Annotated in this window: 13 protein-coding genes and 1 tRNA gene; all 14 read left to right on the forward strand. The window is 44.4% G+C overall.

Annotated features, from left to right (window positions below):
• The first annotated feature begins 95 nt into the window (after positions 1-95).
• The 14 genes from HWI92_RS16850 (at position 96) to HWI92_RS16915 (ending at position 20040) form a co-directional block, all read left to right on the forward strand.
• The gene (locus HWI92_RS16850) at positions 96-806 is read left to right on the forward strand and encodes an ATP-binding cassette domain-containing protein (protein ID WP_204657434.1); all 711 of its coding nucleotides are present in this window, start codon (positions 96-98) and stop codon (positions 804-806) included.
• 221 nt (positions 807-1027) lie between these two features.
• The gene (locus tag HWI92_RS16855; RefSeq protein ID WP_229248152.1) at positions 1028-4048 is read left to right on the forward strand and encodes a serine hydrolase domain-containing protein; all 3021 of its coding nucleotides are present in this window, start codon (positions 1028-1030) and stop codon (positions 4046-4048) included.
• Between the two features lie 78 nt (positions 4049-4126).
• The gene (locus tag HWI92_RS16860) at positions 4127-7285 is read left to right on the forward strand and encodes a T9SS type A sorting domain-containing protein (protein ID WP_204657436.1); all 3159 of its coding nucleotides are present in this window, start codon (positions 4127-4129) and stop codon (positions 7283-7285) included.
• A gap of 109 nt (positions 7286-7394) precedes the next feature.
• Complete coding sequence (locus tag HWI92_RS16865; RefSeq protein WP_204664634.1) at positions 7395-7811, forward strand: nucleoside deaminase; 417 nt, start codon at positions 7395-7397, stop codon at positions 7809-7811.
• 63 nt (positions 7812-7874) lie between these two features.
• On the forward strand, positions 7875-8474 hold the full coding sequence (locus HWI92_RS16870) for a superoxide dismutase (protein WP_204657438.1): 600 nt from the start codon (positions 7875-7877) through the stop codon (positions 8472-8474).
• A gap of 103 nt (positions 8475-8577) precedes the next feature.
• Positions 8578-8653 (forward strand) — tRNA-His (locus HWI92_RS16875).
• 206 nt (positions 8654-8859) lie between these two features.
• On the forward strand, positions 8860-10122 hold the full coding sequence (locus tag HWI92_RS16880; RefSeq protein WP_310589481.1) for a site-specific integrase: 1263 nt from the start codon (positions 8860-8862) through the stop codon (positions 10120-10122).
• 285 nt (positions 10123-10407) lie between these two features.
• Positions 10408-11109, forward strand: coding sequence for a hypothetical protein (locus HWI92_RS16885; protein ID WP_204657440.1), 702 nt, complete (start codon positions 10408-10410; stop codon positions 11107-11109).
• A 108-nt stretch (positions 11110-11217) separates the two neighbouring features.
• Complete coding sequence (locus HWI92_RS16890) at positions 11218-11952, forward strand: DUF2971 domain-containing protein (protein WP_204657442.1); 735 nt, start codon at positions 11218-11220, stop codon at positions 11950-11952.
• A gap of 123 nt (positions 11953-12075) precedes the next feature.
• Positions 12076-13407 (forward strand): metallophosphoesterase family protein, encoded by a 1332-nt coding sequence (locus HWI92_RS16895; protein ID WP_204657444.1) that lies wholly within the window; start codon positions 12076-12078, stop codon positions 13405-13407.
• A gap of 762 nt (positions 13408-14169) precedes the next feature.
• Positions 14170-14559, forward strand: coding sequence for a plasmid mobilization protein (locus tag HWI92_RS16900; protein WP_204657446.1), 390 nt, complete (start codon positions 14170-14172; stop codon positions 14557-14559).
• Entirely contained in the window at positions 14547-15821 is a 1275-nt protein-coding gene (locus HWI92_RS16905; RefSeq protein WP_204657448.1) for a relaxase/mobilization nuclease domain-containing protein, read from the forward strand. The genes HWI92_RS16900 and HWI92_RS16905 overlap by 13 nt, the downstream gene beginning before the upstream one ends.
• 1008 nt (positions 15822-16829) lie before the next feature.
• Positions 16830-18887 (forward strand): TIR domain-containing protein, encoded by a 2058-nt coding sequence (locus tag HWI92_RS16910; protein WP_204657450.1) that lies wholly within the window; start codon positions 16830-16832, stop codon positions 18885-18887.
• Between the two features lie 19 nt (positions 18888-18906).
• Positions 18907-20040 (forward strand): cysteine desulfurase family protein, encoded by a 1134-nt coding sequence (locus HWI92_RS16915; RefSeq protein ID WP_262897705.1) that lies wholly within the window; start codon positions 18907-18909, stop codon positions 20038-20040.
• Positions 20041-20418: the final 378 nt, after the last annotated feature.

Here is a 20418-nt window from a genome sequence, read left to right on the forward strand (position 1 = left end):
TCATTGGACTAAAAATATTCAGTCATTCAGTCATTCAGTCACTAACTCATTAACTCACTCACTCACTCACTCACTAACTAACTAACCAACCCACCATGTCCATCCAAGTCACTAACCTCACCAAGACCTACGGATCGCAGCGGGCGGTTGATGGTATTTCATTTTCCTTGAAAAAGGGAGAGATCGTGGGTTTTCTCGGCCCGAACGGTGCGGGTAAGTCCACGACCATGAAAATACTCACCGGCTACCTCAAACCGTCTTCCGGTCAGGCGAGCGTTTCGGAGCATGATGTGGTGCAGAGTCCGATGCCGGCGCGCCGGGCTATTGGCTACCTGCCCGAGCACAACCCCTTGTACCTGGACATGTTTGTAACTGAATTTCTTCTTTTTTCGGGCAAGCTGTACGGCATGAGCGGGAAAGCGTTACAAGCGCGGGTGGAGGATGTGATTACGATGTGTGGCCTGGAAGCTGAGAAACGCAAGAAAATTGCGCAGCTTTCCAAAGGTTACCGCCAGCGCGTAGGACTTGCGCAATCTTTTTTGCACGATCCCTCAGTACTGATCCTGGACGAGCCCACCACCGGCCTTGATCCCAACCAGATCCAGGAAATCAGGGAAGTAATACGCAGTGCCGGTCAAAACAAGACCGTTCTTTTTTCAACGCACATCATGCAGGAAGTAGAGGCACTCTGCGACCGTGTGATCATTATCAATAAAGGCAAGGTTGTCAGTGACAGTACTTTAAACCAGCTGCGGGCAACAGGCGAGTCTCTGGAATCCATTTTCCGGAACCTTACTTCCCTGTAAGCAGCCCGGACTTACCTGCCTTTTATAGTTGTTAAAACAAATATTAGAATTGCCTTAAAAAAATATTTAATAGGATTTAAAGCGATCGCAATTTGTTATTATTGTAACTATCGATAAACTCCCTGAATTAGTGCATAAGTTGAAAGTGTTACCTAACAATCCTCTTTAACCCAGTGAAGATCAATAATCCTGGCCGGTTCTTCAACCGGTTCCGAATCATTTTGTCTGTCGTATTACTGGTGATTTTCAGCTCGGTGGTGTCCGTAGCATGGAAGCTCATGGGCTACCGCAAAGAAGTACCTGTGGCTGCGGAACACACTCCGGAACCAGTTACCCGTACGCCCAAAAAGCACCGGGAGCCTGTACTCGTACTGCCCGAAAATGAATGGGTGGACAGCACGCTCCAATCGCTGACCATCGAGCAAAAGATCGGACAGCTGTTTATGGTAGCCGCGTTTTCAAACCGGGACGAAGCACATTACAAATACATTGACAAGCTGGTCGACGAGTACCACATCGGCGGGCTGATTTTCTTTCAGGGTGGGCCGGTAGCGCAGGCGCAGCTTACCAACCGCTACCAGTCACACTCGGCAGTGCCGCTTTTCGTCGGTATCGACGGCGAATGGGGACTTGGCATGCGTCTGGACAGCACTATTTCCTTCCCCAAACAAATGGTACTGGGTGCTATCCAGGACAATGGACTGGTGTATAAAATGGGCAGTGATATCGGGCAGCAATGCAGCCGGCTCGGAATCCATATCAACTTTGCGCCTGTATCCGACATCAACAGCAATGCGGCTAACCCGGTGATCGGTATCCGCTCATTCGGGGAAGAAAAAGAAAATGTGACGCGCAAAGCGATCGCCTATATGAAAGGCCTGCAGCACAGCAGGGTGATTGCCACGGCGAAGCACTTTCCCGGCCATGGCGATACGGATGCCGACTCACATCTTACATTACCCGTACTCGACCATTCGGCCCAGCAACTGAGTGAGGTGGACCTGTACCCTTTCCGGGAAATGATTGCAGACAGTCTGATGGGCGTACTCACCGGCCACCTTTTTGTACCTGCGCTGGACAGTACGCCTAATACACCTACTTCCTTGTCGTCCAAAGCCATCACTGGTTTGCTTCGGAAAGAAATGAATTTCAGAGGTCTGGTTTTTACAGATGCGATGAACATGCGCGGTGTTTTGAAAAACGGAAAAGCCGCAGACGTAAACCTGAAAGCATTGATCGCCGGCAATGACGTACTGCTTTATCCCGAAAGCATTGCAGAAACGGTTACCAAAGTAAAAGACGCCATCAGCCAGCGCGTGATCAGTGAAAAGATCATTGACGATAAGGTAAAACGCATTTTGCAGGCCAAATACTGGGCAGGACTGGCCAGGTACCAGCCCATTGATGTAAACAATCTTTACGCTGACCTTAATAATGAAAAAAGCAGGGAGCTGTACCGCGAGCTGTGTGAAGCATCTGTGACGGTTGTTAAAAATGACAACAACCTCATTCCGGTAGGATCGGTAGCAGACGACAAAATGGCCGTGGTAAGCATGGGTGAAGGAAGCAACTTCGCCTTTCAGAAAACCCTGGCGATGTACAAACCCATGCGTGCCTATAACCTGTACAACGGTGTGGCCAGCCAGGATGACATGACGCAGATGCTGGGTTACCTGCAACCGTACAATACCGTCATTGTGGATGTACACGGCATTTCATCCAATCCTAAAAAGAACTATGGCGTAACACCGTCAATGACCGACTTTGTTACCCAGCTCAAATTGCAGAACAAGAAGGTTGTCCTGTGCATTTTCGGAACACCCTATGCCATCCAGTACTTTCCGGAAACTGATGTGCTGATCAATGCCAGTCAGGACGGGAACGAAATGCAGGAAACCGTGCCGCAGATTATTTTTGGCGCTCTGAGCTCCAAAGGCAGGCTGCCGGTATCGGTACTTAATTACCGCTATGGCAGCGGGCTGAGCACTACATCCATCAACCGCATTGCATTCGGTACGCCCGAGAGTGTGGGAATGGACGGTACCCGGCTCAAAAAAATTGATGAAATTGCTACAGCGGCCGTGAGTGACCATGTTTTTCCAGGCTGTGAAGTACTCGTGGCCAGAAGGGGGAAAATCATTTATGAAAAACAATTTGGCGCACTCAGCTACCGTACCCCGGAGCGTGTTACCAGCGAAACCATCTACGACCTCGCGTCGCTCACCAAGGTATCCGCAACCCTGCAGGCAGTGATGCTGCTGTACGACCGCAAGCAGATCGACCTCGACCAGAAAGCATCCTATTACCTGCCTGAGCTTGCCGGCACCAGCAAGCAGAATTTTACAGTGCGCGACCTGCTGCTGCACCGCTCAGGGTTACAATCTTTTTATCCATCGCTCTGGGACCGGACCAAAACCAGCGCGGGCGGACTGCTGCCGGAGTATTACAGCTCACGGCAGGATACCGCATACTATCTTCAGGTGGCACCCAAGCTGTTTGCCAAAGGGGCACTCCGCGACTCGGTGTGGAAGTGGGTGGTACAATCGCCGATGAACAACCGCCGGGAACGCTCGGGATCGTACGGCTACCTGTACAGCGACCTGGGTTTCCTGACTTTGCAAAAAATAGTAGAGCGGGTTACTGGTCAGGCATTGGATACGTTTGTGGCATCCAATATTTATGAGCCGCTGGGGCTCGCGTACCTGGGCTTCAACCCGCTCCGGCATTTTTCTGAAAAACAGATTGCACCTACCGAGCAGGACTACCGGTTCAGGGGCCAGCTGCTGCAGGGAACTGTGCATGACCAGATGGCTGCGATTGTGGGAGGCGTGTCAGGACATGCCGGACTATTTGGTACCGCTCGCGACCTGGCAGTGTTGTTTCAGATGAACCTTTGGAAAGGGAACTATGCCGGGCGGCGTTTTTACGAGCAGGAAACGGTGCCGCTGTTTGCAAGAATGTACGACGAAAATCACCACCGCGGACTTGGCTGGGACAAAACACCTTTTGATGGTGGCAGCTCCTATGTATCGCCCCAGGCATCGCCTAATTCTTTCGGGCATACAGGGTTTACGGGCACCATGGTATGGGTGGATCCTGACGAAAGCCTGGTGTTTATATTTTTGTCAAACAGGGTGAATCCGGACCCTGAAAACTCCTCCATTACTACACAGAGAACCCGCCGGAAAATACAGGATATCGTGTATACTGCACTCACAGAAAGGAAAAGCGAACTCCCCTGAGCACGTGGGAATGTATTGGGAAAATATCTCTAACTTTACCAAACGTTACGGTCAGGGAAAAGATATTTTGACGATTACATGAAAAAAACATTTATTAAAAAGGGAGTTTTTGCCTGCATTGCCATATTATCAGGAGTAATTTCTTCATTTGCCCAAACAATCACCACGGGAGCTGTGACCCCGGATCCGGTCTGTGTCGGCAGCTCTATTTCGGTTGCTTTTACCAAAACAGGGACCTTCCCAGCAGGTACAAAGTTTACAGTTCAGCTCTCGAACATACTGGGTGGTTACATCGGAAGTACCGACCTGGGAACAGGCACGACGTCTCCCATCAGCTTAGTAATACCTGCCAATGTGGTGCCCGGCGCCCTATACAAGGTACGCGTCATTGCAGAGTCACCCGATGTAGTCGGATCGGATAGTGAAACCCTGACGATCAATGCCACTCCTGCTGCACCCGCAGCTTCTGATGTAACTTATAAACAGGGTGACACCGCCGCGCCGCTCAATGCGACCGGTATTAACAAGAAATGGTATACCTCGGCAACCGGGGGCACCGGCTCTGCAACTGCGCCTGTACCTTCCACTGCAACTGCAGGCACCAAAAGCTACTTTGTAACCCAGACGCTGGGCAGTTGCGAAAGCGAGCGTACAGAAATTAAGGTTACCGTAACGGTTTGCAACACTGCAAAACCGGTTGTTAAAGATATTTCATATTGCCAGAAAGAGGATGCTGATGCGCTGACCGCTACCGGCACCAGCCTGAAATGGTATACCACAGCTACCGGTGGAACCGCCTCAGCAACTGCCCCTACTCCGTCGACCACTACCACAGGTACCAGGAGCTATTACGTGACCCAAACCATCAATGGATGTGAGAGTGAGCGCGCTGAAATTGAAGTGACAGTTAAAGCTATTTCGGCTGCTCCTACCCTTACGGCGGCCGAGAGTGCAGTAACACTTTGCCAGGGTTCAGATGCGAAAGCATTGACAGCCAGCGGCACCGGACTAAAATGGTACACAGCTTCCGCAGGCGGCACTGCACTGCTCTCAGCTCCCGTCCCGGACACCGACGATGAGGGCATTGCCACTTATTATGTTAGCCAGACCGCCTCAAACAGCTGCGAAAGTTCCAGGGTGAAAGTGACGGTAACTGTTAAAGAATCCCCCAAAGCACCTACTGTGGCAGACACAAGCTACTGTGTAGGCGAAAAGGCTGTGGCACTAACCGTAGAAAGTGGTAATCCTTACAAATGGTACACCACAGCAACCGGGGGAACCGGCTCAGCTACCGCACCTACCCCGGCCACAACGGCTGCCGCTTCTGTTTCCTACTACGTTACCCAGGCGAATACATATGGATCACTGGTGTGCGAAAGTCCGCGTGCCAAACTGGACGTGGTAGTAAACCCTACTCCCGCAACCATCCCTGCACTGATTGATTCGGTATGCCAGGACCTTTCCGGCAAGACCTACACGTTTGATGCCAAGGCGGCTCAGGGCAACACGCTGAACTGGTACACTGCTGCAACAGGCGGAACCGGTGTAAAAACAACACCCGCTGTTAATCTGAAAACTGCTGCCCAGGTAATTTATTACGTGACGCAGGAGTCGGCCAAAGGTTGTGAAAGCGTGCGGTCTTCACAAAAGGTAGTGGTAAAAACCTTACCCGCAGCGCCGGTCATTGACGCGCCCACGGTGGAATATTGCCAGTTTACACCCGCAAAAGCATTGACGGCTACTGCACTGAGCAAGGCAACATTGTACTGGTATGGTTCCAGTGCAACAGGCGGCACAGGTACCACCTCAGCTCCTGTACCTTCTACCTTGGTAGGCGGAACAACTTCCTACTATGTGGGCCAGACGCTCGCAGGATGTGTAAGTACACGTACGAAAATAGATGTTAAGATAAACACTACTCCAAAGCCGCAAACCAACACATCGCTGTCGTACTGCCAGAATGCGGAAGCCCCGATCCTGGATGCAACGGGAACGGTATTGAAATGGTACCGGGAGGCAAACAGCACGGACTGGCAGGGTTTCCCATTCACACCTTACACAGAGAAGGTGGAAGATTATTCTTTTTATGTAACACAAACCGGCACCAATGGCTGTGAAAGTCCAAAAGAAGAAATCAAAATCCATATCAAGGCGCGCCCTTCCGCTACGATCAGCGGCAATGCAAACATTGACCTTGGTGGCACAGCGACCATTACCCTGAACTTTACGGGTGACGGACCATGGGCTTATGCATTGTCGAGCGGCCAGTCCGACACGACAAACCAGGCGACCGTGCAATTGCCGGTAAAACCTACCAAGACCACCACTTACTCGGTAGCGGAAGTGTCAAATGACTGCGGTAAAGGCACACCGATCGGCAGTGCGGTCGTGAGCGTGCGCGTACCGACCATTTCTACAGGCAGTCCGTCCGCTTCGGAAGCGTGCGCGGGCAAATCGTTTAACGTGCCTTTCCAGCAATCGGGCGAGTTCCCGGCCGGTAACCAGTTCAGGGTTCAGATTTCGAGGGTAAACCAGGATGCCAGGTTCTGGACAGTTCCGTCTGTGACGGCGGGTGGCCTTATTACTGCCACATTTCCGGATACAACGACAGGCGGCAGCTATTTTGTGCGGGTGGTGAGTATCGGAGCCAATGCCGATTTTACCGTAAAAGGAAGCGTCAGCCCGATCAATATCACAGCCAGTCCGCTGCCTGTGGCGACACTTTCGGGTAACCAGACGATCATCGCAGGAGAAACTGCCAATCTGAAAGCCGAAATTACCGGCCGGTCGCCCTGGACTTTTGTGCTCAGCGACGGTGTGAAAGACTCGACGTTCACTACAAGTGCTTCTTCATTCAATTTCAAGGTTGCACCGCGGACGACTTCGTTTTATACCATTAAATCAGTTTCCAACAGTTGCGGTGTGGGCAAAGGTGCGGGTTCTGCCAGGATACAGGTAGATCCGATTCTGGGCGTAGAGCCGCCTGCTGCTGCTGCCGCATGGGTAAAGATATATCCGACGCTGGTTCAGGGCTCATGCACGGTGGAAATTACGGGAACACTTTCGGGCAGGCAAGCAAAAGCAGAGATCCTCGACCTCAACGGACGTCAGCGGTCATCAAGCACATTGCGGAGCAACATTACAGAGGTTAACTTCTCCAACCTGCCTTCGGGCCTGTACCTGCTGCGTGTGCAGAATGGTGACCTAAGTACGGTACAGCGGGTTTTGAAACCATAAATATTACAGTAGCAACCTCAACGGGGCATTTATTGGAAACAATGGATGCCCCGTTTTTTAATTTAAATAAACCTTGAACATACAAGCTGACATACTCGATCACTACTTTATGGCCGAAGCAATGCGACTGGCGCAACTGGCTTACGAAGACGGTGAAATTCCGGTGGGCGCCGTAGTCACAGCCGGAGAAAAGATCATTGGAAAAGGCTACAACCAGACGGAAAAACTCAACGATGTAACTGCACATGCCGAAATGATTGCCATCACGGCAGCGGCAGATCACCTGGGCTCCAAATACCTTGTGGATTGTACGTTGTACGTTACGCTTGAACCCTGTGTGATGTGTGCCGGGGCACTTTACTGGTCACAGATGAAGCGCGTGGTGTATGCGGCGCCCGATATAAAACGCGGATTTTCACTGCTGGGCAAGCCGATTTTACATCCCAAAACAAGGGTTACAACCGGTATAATGGGGGCCGAATCGCAGGATCTGCTGCTCAAATTTTTTAGGACATTAAGAACATAAAGCCCTGTTCTGCTGTTAGAAAAATGATATACTTAAATCATTAATCATTAAACTACACCAAAAATGGCGTTTACACTTGATCCCTTACCTTACGCAAATAATGCATTGGAGCCGCACTTTGATGCATTGACCATGGAAATCCACCACGACCGTCACCACCAGGCTTATGTTACCAATTTGAATGCAGCCGTAGCAGGTACTGAGCTGGAAGGCAAAAGTATAGAAGAAATTATCTCGAATATCAGCAAAGCTCCGGCATCGGTTCGCAACAATGGCGGCGGTCACTGGAACCACGCATTTTTCTGGAAATCACTTTCACCAAACGGCGGCGGCGAACCAACTGGTAAATTGGCGGAAGCAATCAATGCGAAATTCGGATCATTTGCCACTTTCAAAGACGAGTTCAAAAAAGCAGCTACGGGCCGTTTCGGTTCAGGCTGGGCTTGGCTGATCAAATCAGGCGATGGCGTAGCGATCACTTCGACGCCTAACCAGGACAACCCATTGATGGACATCGCCGAAGCCAAAGGCACACCGATTATTGGTCTGGACGTTTGGGAACATGCATACTACCTGAAATACCAAAATAAGCGCCCTGACTACATCGACGCATACTGGAACGTTGTAGACTGGAAGGCCGCTGACGCACTTTACTCGGCGTAATTAATCGCCTGATATATAGGCAAAGGGTTTGCAGCCGGTAAATTTTTCGATAAAATCTCTTGCAAGCTGTAAACCTTTTGCTACTTTTGTCTCCTCGAAAAACGGAGGTTGTAGCTCAGTCGGTTAGAGCGCTAGATTGTGGTTCTAGAGGTCGCGGGTTCGAGACCCGTCTCCCTCCCTTGAAAACAGTTCAAAGTCAAACAAAATGCCTGTAAATCAATGATTTGCGGGCATTTTTGTTTTTCAGATCATATCAAAAAATGCAAAAATTCCCATGTTTTCTAGCGTCATTCGTGTAGTTCAACGCTTGACGAAAAAAGACGCTGGAAAATGCCCGTAAGTTTCTGATTGACAGCCTGTTTACGCCGTAAACATCTTGTCTGGAATGGCTGGTAACGCGATATTTAACCACTTAAATGTTAGCGTCATGTTGGAAAAAACTTTCGGCCTGTTTTTCTATCTAAAACAAGCCAAGAATCAGAAGGATGGTTTACGTTATGTTTACCTCAGAATTACCGTCGACGGCAAGCCCGTCGAAATGTCCACAAAACAGCTTTGGAGCCCCGCCAGATGGAACGTGGATGCAGGCAGAGCCACCGGTCAGAAAGAAGACACCCGCACGCTTAACGCGTATTTGGACATGTTGAGCTCAAAAGTTTTTCAAGCGAAAAAGATTCTGATCGAGGATGACAAGGAATTAACAGCCGAAGCATTGAAGAATGTTTTGCTCGGAAAGAGTAATGAGACTCGCACTATCCTTGAAGTCTTCCAGCGTCATAACGAGCAAATGGAAGCACTGGTCGGCCAAGAGTTCGCTCCGCTCACCTTGAAGCGCTATAAGACGGCAAAGGAACACACGGCTTCCTTTATCAAATGGAAATACAAGAAGGATGATATGGCGATCAGGGATTTAAATTATGAATTTATCACTGAATTCAATTTTTGGCTCCGTAGTGCACGAGGTTGCAATCATAACTCGGCGATCAAATACATGAGCAATCTGAAAAAGGTTGTACTGATCTGCGTCAATAACAAATGGTTGAAAAAGGATCCGTTTCAAGGATTTAAGCTGACAAAGAAGGAAGTTGTCAAGAACCCGCTATCCAGGGACGAACTGAAACGACTAACTGAAAAGGTCTTTGAGGTGGAAAGAATCAGCCAGGTGCGGGACATCTTCCTATTCTGCTGCTACACCGGGCTAGCCTATGTGGATGTGAAGCAATTGAAGACGACTGATATTGTCATCGGAATGGATGGCGAGCCATGGATTGACACCACCCGCCAGAAAACGGATGCGCCTACACGTATTCCGCTGCTGGATACGGCACTGGAAATTATTGAGAAGTATAAGGATCATCCGCAATGCTGCGCGGCTGGCGTTGTGCTGCCGGTTTTGAGCAATCAGAAGATGAATGCGTACTTAAAGGAGATTGCGACTCTGTGCGGGATTTCCAAGACGCTGACTTTTCATATTGCGCGGCATACCTTTGCCACCACGGTGACGCTGAGTAATAAGGTGCCGATTGAGACGGTTTCGAAAATGCTGGGGCATCGGTCTTTAAAGCAGACTATGATTTATGCTAAGATTTTGGACGTGAAGATTAGTGAGGATATGAAGGGGTTGCGGGAGCGGTTGAAGGGGTTGTAGTAGGAGGAGCGAAATGTCGGGTTTTCCAACTCGGCATTTCGGTTACCGCAAATGACGCAACTAATGAATCTGTTTGTAAATTTACAAAGTCCAATTAAACGGAGGTATTACGAGATTGAGACTGAATCTATATTTAGCCATATTTCTTTATATATATCGTCTCAAAAAGTTACATCAATATTCAAAATACAATATCTTTGAAATACATGAGTCTTTGAGACAATTTTTGATCATAACAGCTCAGCATGAAGATTACGACAAAAATTAATATAAGTGCGAGTACGTATGGATTGGTTTTGGAAATTCTGGAAGGATTCTGTTTGGTCAAAAGTGATTGCAAATGTCATTTGGGATTATGTGCGCCCTTGGATTATTCCTCTAATAGCTAGTATTGGTGCATTCATTTGGAAATCGGTTGATAAAAAAGGTTTTTTGACGTTTATAGAATACCCAATCTCCTTTCCTCTTTGGGTTGGATTATTAACTACTTTGATTGTTTGGCTGGTTCTTCTTTTTGTGAAGAATTGGAGGAAGAAGCGGGCTGTTGTTCCCAGAAATCCGATTTGGGATACTCAAATCGGGGATTATACATTTGAGGAGCTGTATCGTGAGCTAAATCAGAAGCTAAGAGTCCGAACTTCAAAAATGGATAATTTAGGTATTGCTCCACCTGATACTTTAATAATTACTCAGTTCAAAGAACATTACGATAAATTTAATAAAGGATTATCCGGAGGTGAGACGTTAATGTTAATGGCAATGGGAGAGTTAAACATGAACGATGGCGGATACATTGTAGATGTTTTGGCTCCAAAATTGACAGAATACGGCTTATTAACCGAAACAAAAAATGAGCAAGTTCTTTCCGGGAAATCGTATTTAATCGTAACATATAGGATTTCTGATCTGGGATACGAATTCTATGATTGTTTACAAGTTGTTCATCCATTAGCACCACAATTAATTTATCGTGCAGATCATTTTTAATCTGCACTAGGGACAGTTGCGAATGCGAAATGAAGTGAGACAAATGAGCCTTTTTTTACATCTTCACTCTGAGTTAAGGGTAAGTAGTGTCTCGAAAACGAAAATTACATGACAAATAACGTTTTAAATTTCAAATCTGGAGAACTTGATCGTCCAATATACCGAGTTATCACGGAGGATAGACTATTTGAGCTATTTAATGATAAAATTAATGTACTTGTTAGGCCACAGAAATGGGATGATCCATTTGAAAACTTTATTATGAATTCAACGGGCCTGCTTCCAGACGGTCAAAAATTCTCAGTAAAATTTCGCGATCATTTCTACGGCCAATGCTGGACCAGGACCAGGGAAAGCGATGCTATTTGGCGGATTTATTCTCCGAATAAGTGTGGAGCCCGTATAACAACTACACCTAGAAAGCTGCTCACGGCACTTTACAGATCATTAGGTGACTATGCTTCGATTAGCTGTTTTATCGGAAAAGTTAACTACTATAATACAAAGGATCTTAAAACATTTCTTTTGGATAATGCATCAAATTTAATTTTAGACAGTACCGGAGTGGGCCAGGCACAAAGTTTGCTTTTTAAGCGGACGCCTTTCAAACATGAGAATGAAGTGCGAATCATATATAATTCTCAAGGCACTCACAACGATGATATTTTTTCATTCTCAATTGATCCATTCGATCTTATAAGTGATATTGTATTTGATCCACGAATGGATTATAACCATTTTTCAAAGTCAAAGGATGCTCTGAGAAACCTAGGATTTAAAAAGAGAGTAGTTAAATCTTTGCTCTATGATATACCAGAATTATATTTTAATCTTGATAGATAGGTCACTGAATATTTGCTTGATATCTTCATCAATTTATGCCTGTTGAAAAATCATCCTAACTTTTAGAACAAACGGTAGAATTCTAAATCAATCTCAAATAACAAAGATTTATTTTTAAGACAGATGGCCAATATCATACTGCACTTGACTGATCTACACTTTGGATGGAATATACAGTCGCAATATCAAAGAGCGGAAAGATTATTAACGCTAAATGGAATAATAGATTCAATAGAGCAACTTCCAGATATTTGGAAACCAACAATAATCGTTATATCGGGTGATATCGGGTGGTCAGGAGTAAAAAGTGATTACGAAGACGCTTCGATCTGGATACAGCGCTTGTTGAATGTTACTGGTCTTTCATCGAACGACATCGTAGTATGCCCTGGGAATCATGACATTGAACGAGCTAAATGTCTAAACATTATGGTGCCGACTTCGTCAGAAGATGCAGATAAAAGGCTGACGATTCCAATAGATCCAGTACTTGAAGCACCATTTACACATTTTGTCGAATTTTGTCAAAAATTAGGCATTCCCGCTTTCAAGATAGGAAGTTCGGATTCTTCTTTGGTTGGAGAGCGAATTCTGAAAGGCCTTAGATTTATTTCTTTGAATTCGGCTTGGTATTGCCGTGATTCAGATAGGGGCAAATTATGGATTGGATATCCATTCCTGAGATTACTCGAGGCTCAGAATCAGTTGCCTATCGTAAAGGGAAATGAAGATGCAGTCTTAACCGTCGCAGTTGCTCATCATCCATTTAACTGGTTAAATGAACATGAGTCCCACTCCTATACCTCTAGGCCAAACGTTCAAGATTACTTGGCTAACCGATGCCATATTCTTTTGACTGGACATGAACATGCAGAGATAAGGCATCCGGATAGGATTGCAAATGGGATGTATCATTTTGGTGGCCCTGCGACATACGCGGGAAGTAATTACCAAAATGGATTCAGGCTGATCAAGATTGAAGATATCTACAATATTCAACACGTATCATATACGTTTGATTCGAGAGAATCAGGTTTACAGCCCTGGAAGCAAAGTTTAGAAGGATCTCTTCCAATTTTTCTAAACAAAAAGCTTGATAATCACGAGTCCGAAAGCAAATTAGATCATCTTTCCACTAATTACCCAATGGAGGATATTGATGGAAAATCACTAGGAGTTGGAGATTTTTTTGAATATGTTACTATCGTTAACGGTCATATACCCCCTCGTGAAGATAATATTCATCTTATTTCACGAGTTTTGAAGGATGATGATTGTATCGTGACTTATGGAACCAAAGATGCGTATAGTGGAATATCCACATTTGTTTTAATACATCAAAGAATGAAGACAATCGTTCGGAGAAAACTGGATCCACAATACATATTAGACAACTTTCCAGAACAGTATCGAATTTTAACACATAAAGCAATGCAGCAAGGGCTCCACCCGTAGTTTACAGCGTTAGTTAGGCGGGTTATCAGCACAGTGTGGATATTAACGAGGCCCAGGTGCAAATGGACAAGATCAATGGTCGTATTGACTCCCTTATTAGTGCACGGAGATGTGACTAACGATACAATACTTAAGATCCCCCGTCCGGTGGAGAAGCGTAGATTGGGTATTCAACTAAACTAATGAGAAAACACGGAAAGGTCGCATATGTAAGGTGATAATGTCGCATAAAACCAACCTTACTATAAGTCATCATACTGCAGCAGATGCATTTTTTTGGAAAGTCTCTCGATAGACTTTTGCTGAATATCTGATAGTGACATCCAAACTGCTTTGATCAGCTCACCAGACTCATAAATGGTATCTTTCGACTGATATATACCTGATGTACTTAGTGCTGGTATCGAACAAACTCGAACATTTTCAAGAATTCTCAAACAACCACAGACAATTTCGACTTTTTTCGACCATTCTCGTTTTTTTTTGAACGGACAACTATCAGCCTGAAACCCTTCCTGATCCTAAGGCAAATTTACACAGGATAGGTAAATCCCATTTCAATAAACTAGATTCACAAATCGGCTCAGCATCTGGTTTCAAAGACTTTGAAATCCAAATGAGCCGCCTGCTTTGCGCGTCTGGCCAGATGTACGATTGTAATACAATCGCCGGTTGCTGCGCACCCGATCTGGCCTTCCCCTCCAAAGTCGGTTCAGGTTTTTGAAGGAGTTTTTAATGTTTGAAAGTGTAGATAGGATCGTGATGAAAGAAGAAAAACCGAACAAGACAAAGCTTGTAATCTTCCGGTTAACACCCAGAGAATACGCTAATCTGGAAGCCAAACGCAGCCGCACCACATGCCGGAAATTAAGTGAATTTTTAAGGCTCTTGATCTTCAACCGACCGGTAACTGTGATCGAAAGGAACGGTTCGCAAGATCAGATGATCGGTGAATTGTCAGAGCTGCGGGATGAGCTAAACCGGCTTGGCAACAACTTCAACCAGGCGACCAAACGCCTCAACGCGGTCAACCAAATCTCAGAATTCAGAAATTGGATCGTCAGCTACGAAGCTGAAAAGACATTTCTGTTTTCAGTCCTGGACAAGATCAAATCGCAAACCGATAAAATGGCAGATCGATGGTTGCAGTGATCCACACCAGCAGCCGACTTCGGTCAGTACTGCTATACAATGAGAACAAACTGGAACAGGGAAATGCGGAATGCATTTCGGCTATCAATTATCCCAAGGATGCGGATGCCCTAAGTTTTGATCAAAAGCTGAACCGGATTCAGTGGCAGCTGGCTTTGAACAAAAGGACGAAGGTCAATACGGTTCACGTGTCTTTGAACTTCGATCCGTCGGAAAAGTTGAGCAGAGAGCAGCTGGCGGAGATTTCGAAAACCTATTTAAAAGGTATTGGATTTGAGAAACAACCTGCCCTCGTATACGAGCATCGGGATGCGGGTCACCCGCATGTGCATATCGTGACGACCAACATCCAAGCTGATGGCAGCCGAATATCACTGCACAACCTGGGCAAAAATCAATCGGAAAAAACTAGGAAGGAGATTGAGATAGATTTTGGTTTGGTGAAGGCACAAGACCGAAAAGCGCAGGAGTTTAATTTGAAGCCCGTCAGCATCAAAGCAGAGTATGGAAAATCAGAAACCAAGAAGGCCATTACCAATGTGCTCGACAAGGTTTTGAACGAATACAAGTTTACCACAATGGGAGAATTGAATGCAGTGCTCAACCAATATAATGTTGCAGCGGATATTGGCTCAGAAGGTTCGCGGATCAGAAAGAACAATGGCATCTTATACCGTGTGCTGGATAAAGATGGAAATCGGGTTGGGGTGCCCATCAAAGCAAGCGACTTTCATTTCAAGCCAACACATAGGAAGCTAAAAGTGCGTTTTCTATATAATGAGATGAATTCAAACCGTATGAAGGATTCGTTACGTGTTAAGAATAGGATTGATTTCACATTGTATGGCAAACAAAACGTGTCATTGCCCAGGCTAATTAACATTCTTCAAAAAGACGGGATCGATACGGTGATCCGGAAAAATGAGGACGGCAAGCTGTACGGGATCACATATTTGGACCACCGTACTAAATGTGTTTTCAATGGAAGTGCGTTGGGCAAGCAGTATAGCGCGAAGGGAATTACCGAGCGATGCATCGAGGATCCTTTTTCTCTTCATCAGCAAAAGTCTCAAAAGATAGGAATGGATTTTGGCCAGGCTGCTAGTGCAAATAATGTTTATCATGTCGGAAATAGTAGGTCGTTGGAGAATGATAAGTCTCTTGATTCTTTGTTGTCTCCTGTTAAAGACGGCGAGTACACGCCGCATCAGTTGAAGAAGCCGAAACGGAAGAAGCAGAAAGGGTTTTCGATGGGATTTTGACTTATTGAAGAAGTGCGCTTGCACCACAGCGCAACGAAAGGTACAAAGCAAAAAGTGACGACGGCAAATCCATGCGGCTATTTACCGCGGCGAAAGCCGCTCCTTAAACCGCCTTATGGATTTGCAGCCAAGGGGTAAACCCCGTCACTTTTTACTTTGAGTGAGATGGGCGATTGCGCTGATGTAAAAACAATAATATTATAGTTAACCATGGGGGTACAGTCAACTATAAACCCGATTTATATAATACAGCTAAAACTACCATTTATACCTAGAAGAGTACAACATAACAAAACTTTTCAGCATTCTTGAAGCAACGCCTACGTGTAGTTGGTTTAATACAAGAGGAACTAGCTTCCAAAGCGAGAGTTGGCGTGATCTTGAGCAAGGTAAGAATTGTTTAGATTAGACAAGGTGAACCAAGTAAAAGCATTAATTGGTGAGGAGTAGGGTATCTCAAATCTTAGCACTTTTTTCAAGATCATCTAGCATTGTAGGTCGGCCAGCACCAGAATCTCCCCTTAGTCCGTCAATTGGTTTCGTTTACTGCTTTCACCAATGCTAACTATTTACCTTACAGACCCATCCAAAGCAAGTGTAAGGCGAAAGATTTACCGAATATCTTCTTAAAATTCTGATGGCATTGCAATCGCCAAGACAAACTTGCCATTTACTGTTAAACATATAATCGAGACTTCCTTCCGCAGTGTGGAAGACTACTTTTAACTGCCATTCCCGATATTCGGTATTTGCAACACACCGCTATTATAAAATTCGATTTTAAACTTGTTTTAAATCACTAAATCGCTCATATTAAAGGTGCTTTTCAGTAATCACTAACATTCTATTACAGGGCCAGCACAGTAGCAGAGGTCGGATGTCCGAATTGTCCGATAGGTGACATACGTCATCATGTGTCCATTTTCATATGAAAGCCAATGCTGACGTAATCCATATGGTAATTTTTAGTTCGAATGTCTTTTCAGAAAGTAAACTCAAACTAGCACAATGAAAGTATTTATTGCCTCCTCAACTATCTCACTACTATATGCTTCAAAAATAAGAGCTGAACTACGAAAAATTGCAAAACTGAATCAGTATGATTTAGACATATCGTTATGGAATGATACTGGAATTTTTGTTAACGGGACTACGACAATTGAGGAGTTGATTAAAGCCTCTAGGTCATATGACTACGCAATATTTCTTTTCTACGACGACGATCTAATTATTAGAGGAAAAAATTATCATTTTGTTAATAAAATAAACTCAGAGGGTGTTTTAAGTAACATAGAAAAATCTCTTGGAATACAAAACATAACAAGAGACAATGTTATTTTTGAGTACGGTCTCTTTGCTTCATATTTAGGAACAAAAAAATGCTTCGTTGTTGCGCCATCTAACGTAAATCTTCAAATATTAACTGACATAGGGGGTCTAACTACTATCAGATACACGAGAAGCTCGGATGAGGAACATGGAATGGGCATTACTGACACACAAATTAGAGATGTATCCGAAGAGATTTTTGATAACATCAAAAGTCATTCGCAAAACAAGAATATTGTATCAGAAAATAGATTTTTTTCTGATTTCATGAATCAGGAAGAACCCGAGATAAGACAAGGGAATCCAATAGAGTATAGTCGCTCGTTCAACCTACTACTACACATGTTTCAAAAGCAGAACTTCTCGGAATTTCGTGCATTTGATTTAGCCATACATAGATGGGAGGAGTTGATGGACTCTGTCGACACGCAGGTTCAAAATATATCTCGGCAGATACTTAGTAGTCAAGCTTCACTGCATAGAGAAAAGAGATGCAAATTATTTCGTCGAATCCTCGTGGTTTCTGGAAATAGTTTAAGTCCAAAAATCATTAAGATACTTCGCCATGTACTCGAATTTGAAGACAAGAATATCAATAAGGGATCCGAATGTATATCAGAAACTCGAATTTTCTGTATTGAGGATGAAGGGTTTGTAAGTTTGATTAAGAGAATGAACGACTTTGCCATGTTTAGTGATGGATTGCATGACTTTGCAATTGTGGAGAAAAGTCTAGTATCACCGATTCAACATATTAATAAAGAAGGCGGAAAAGTGTGCGTAATAGAATGCAACAATCAAAACCTTGAATTTAGAAGGTCTAGGTTTGATGATATTTGGTCAAATTATGCGCTTCCAATTAACAAATTTATTGACAAGTATTATTTCAAAGATTTATCTCGTACCATCGATGATATTTTCAATCACCTGCTTGTTGAAAGTGATCTACAGTTTGCTGCTATGTCTATAGCGATTGAGACCTCTTACGTTGAGATGCGTAAGATAAACAATCTGAATAGGCTAAAGACGGACTTCAGGGCCTTGGAATTTTTAACTAGGTTGCTTGAAAACGAAAGCTACAATAGTGTTAAATCGAATATATTTTTAAATGCATTCATCAATGATTTCAGGCCTGTAGATGGGAATGAACAATTCGTAAAGTGCTACGGAGATTGCGTAGAGAACGATATCGATATTGTAATAGACTTCAAAGAAAAAAGAAGACGAGTCGTAGAGGAACTTAAAATTAAAAATTTATCATATGACGTTCCAGAAGAAAATGTAAAATCATTTCTGCTCACCAAAACCAGAAATGAATCCAGTAAGCGAATTAAACAGGCGCTTATTGACGAATCCACAAAGGATAAATTCAGTGTTGACATTAATAGTGTTAATTCAAAGGTGGAATACAGAAATCTTAAAGGAGACCTGGTTTATCTTGGCTATTTGCGCGATGAACAGTTTATTCCGAATTGCACTTTACTTATGGCTCAACACTACTTTGATCTTTTTAGTTACGTTTATCAAAAAGATCCAACTAAGACCGACTTTTGGATATTTGATTTTGTTCTGGCTTCTGAGAAAGACGAGGTTTCTTCGGGTGCTAGCCTCGCTTTCGATTTATTTACTTGGCCAAAGGACCTCAAAGTTCATATAGTGAACTGTTGGTACTCTGATCATGGAAACGGTGAGGGTGGGGTAAAGGCGCACCATGGTCCGATTTATAGGAAATCTTAATCTCGATGAAATGATCTACATGGACAATGCTGCTAGTACACAGTGCGATGAACGAGTCCTAGCAGCCATGTACCCGATGTTCAACAGTCACTTTGCAAACCCTTCGAATACGAGTCATTCAATGGGAGAAGAAGCAAATGGTCATGTTAATGAGGCAAGAAGGTTGGTTGCTAAAAATTTAAACTGCCTTGATTCGCAAATTGTCTGGACTTCTGGCGCAACGGAGTCTAATAATTTAGCTATTCTTGGTTCGATCAAGGCCACACAGTCCGCAGGCGCTACTAGAAATATACATGTGGTAACATCTTCGATCGAACACAAATCAGTCCTTTCTCCTTTAGAAGCCCTAGCAAGGAGTGGTGTTGAAGTAACTTTTATTAATCCAAATAGCGATGGCCAAATTACTGTTGCAGATATAGTTGCCAGTATAAAGGATTCTACCAAACTAGTATCAATTATGCATGCTAACAACGAAACCGGAGTTATTAGCAATATCGAAGGTGTTGGCCAAATTTTAAAAGAAAGGAAGATATTGTTTCACACGGACGCCTCACAAACATTTGGTAAATTTAACTTAGATGTGCGTAAACTTGGCGTAGACTTTTTAAGTTTCTCGGCTCATAAGATTTATGGACCGAAAGGGGTTGGCGGGTTGTTTGTTAAGGATGAAGCTAAAATTCAGCCTATCCTGCATGGTGGTGGGCAAGAGCTAGGTTTAAGGCCAGGAACCTTAAATGTTCCTGGCATTGTCGGATTGGGAAAGGCTGCTGAAATTAGCTATGTTCAAAGAGAAACGGATGCTAATAGAATCTATGAATTTAGAAAAAGGCTTGAAGCTGCATTAATGAGTATACATCCGGCCATTACTGTAAATGGGCATCAATTAGAAAGGATCCCAAATATATCTAGCGTGAGCTTCCCTGTCAAACAAGGTCTAAGACTAACGGATTACATTAATAACATTGCCTTGTCAACAGGATCTGCGTGCGATAACCACGATCGAGCACCTAGCCATGTAATGATAAAAATGGGAAAAAGTGTGCATTCTGCAAGAAATACATTGCGCCTTAGTATTGGACGGTTTACTACGGAAGATGAGATTGAATCTGTGATCAGTGAGCTTAAATTGGTAACTAGGGGGCTATTAACGTGACTTTGTTTTGTCAATTTTGAGGTCTAATTAATGGCGTCGTTCAAAGTCATTTTTGGAGAGGTTAAACAGCACTTGCACCAAGCAAAATCTGGACCGAGCACCTTCAAAAAAACACTCGAAATGTTGTAACTTCGCCCAGCAACATCGCAGTCACCACCGCCAAAAACCACAGGCATTTTCCAAACTTTGAACACAAGAAACCACCCGAAAACTCACCCCAAAACCAGCGAAAATCACCGTTAAACCAGTCAATTTTCGCCAAAAGAATTATACATAACAAATATACTATTGTACTATATGTATAAAAAATAGTGAGTCTTTCGTGTAGTTCACTTCAAATACAGGAGACAAAATGTTGATTACGAGCCGATTAAAGGC

This window comes from Dyadobacter sandarakinus (assembly GCF_016894445.1).
Taxonomy (GTDB): Bacteria; Bacteroidota; Bacteroidia; order Cytophagales; family Spirosomataceae; genus Dyadobacter; species Dyadobacter sandarakinus.

Coding starts and splice junctions, on each gene's coding strand:
- HWI92_RS16865 (WP_204664634.1), top strand. CDS start 7,395: ATGGCCGAAGCAATGCGACTGGCGCAACTGGCTTACGAAGACGGTGAA.
- HWI92_RS16890 (WP_204657442.1), top strand. CDS start 11,218: ATGACAAATAACGTTTTAAATTTCAAATCTGGAGAACTTGATCGTCCA.
- HWI92_RS16850 (WP_204657434.1), top strand. CDS start 96: ATGTCCATCCAAGTCACTAACCTCACCAAGACCTACGGATCGCAGCGG.
- HWI92_RS16900 (WP_204657446.1), top strand. CDS start 14,170: ATGAAAGAAGAAAAACCGAACAAGACAAAGCTTGTAATCTTCCGGTTA.
- HWI92_RS16880 (WP_310589481.1), top strand. CDS start 8,860: ATGGCTGGTAACGCGATATTTAACCACTTAAATGTTAGCGTCATGTTG.
- HWI92_RS16885 (WP_204657440.1), top strand. CDS start 10,408: ATGGATTGGTTTTGGAAATTCTGGAAGGATTCTGTTTGGTCAAAAGTG.
- HWI92_RS16860 (WP_204657436.1), top strand. CDS start 4,127: ATGAAAAAAACATTTATTAAAAAGGGAGTTTTTGCCTGCATTGCCATA.
- HWI92_RS16915 (WP_262897705.1), top strand. CDS start 18,907: ATGGACAATGCTGCTAGTACACAGTGCGATGAACGAGTCCTAGCAGCC.
- HWI92_RS16910 (WP_204657450.1), top strand. CDS start 16,830: ATGAAAGTATTTATTGCCTCCTCAACTATCTCACTACTATATGCTTCA.
- HWI92_RS16895 (WP_204657444.1), top strand. CDS start 12,076: ATGGCCAATATCATACTGCACTTGACTGATCTACACTTTGGATGGAAT.
- HWI92_RS16905 (WP_204657448.1), top strand. CDS start 14,547: ATGGTTGCAGTGATCCACACCAGCAGCCGACTTCGGTCAGTACTGCTA.
- HWI92_RS16870 (WP_204657438.1), top strand. CDS start 7,875: ATGGCGTTTACACTTGATCCCTTACCTTACGCAAATAATGCATTGGAG.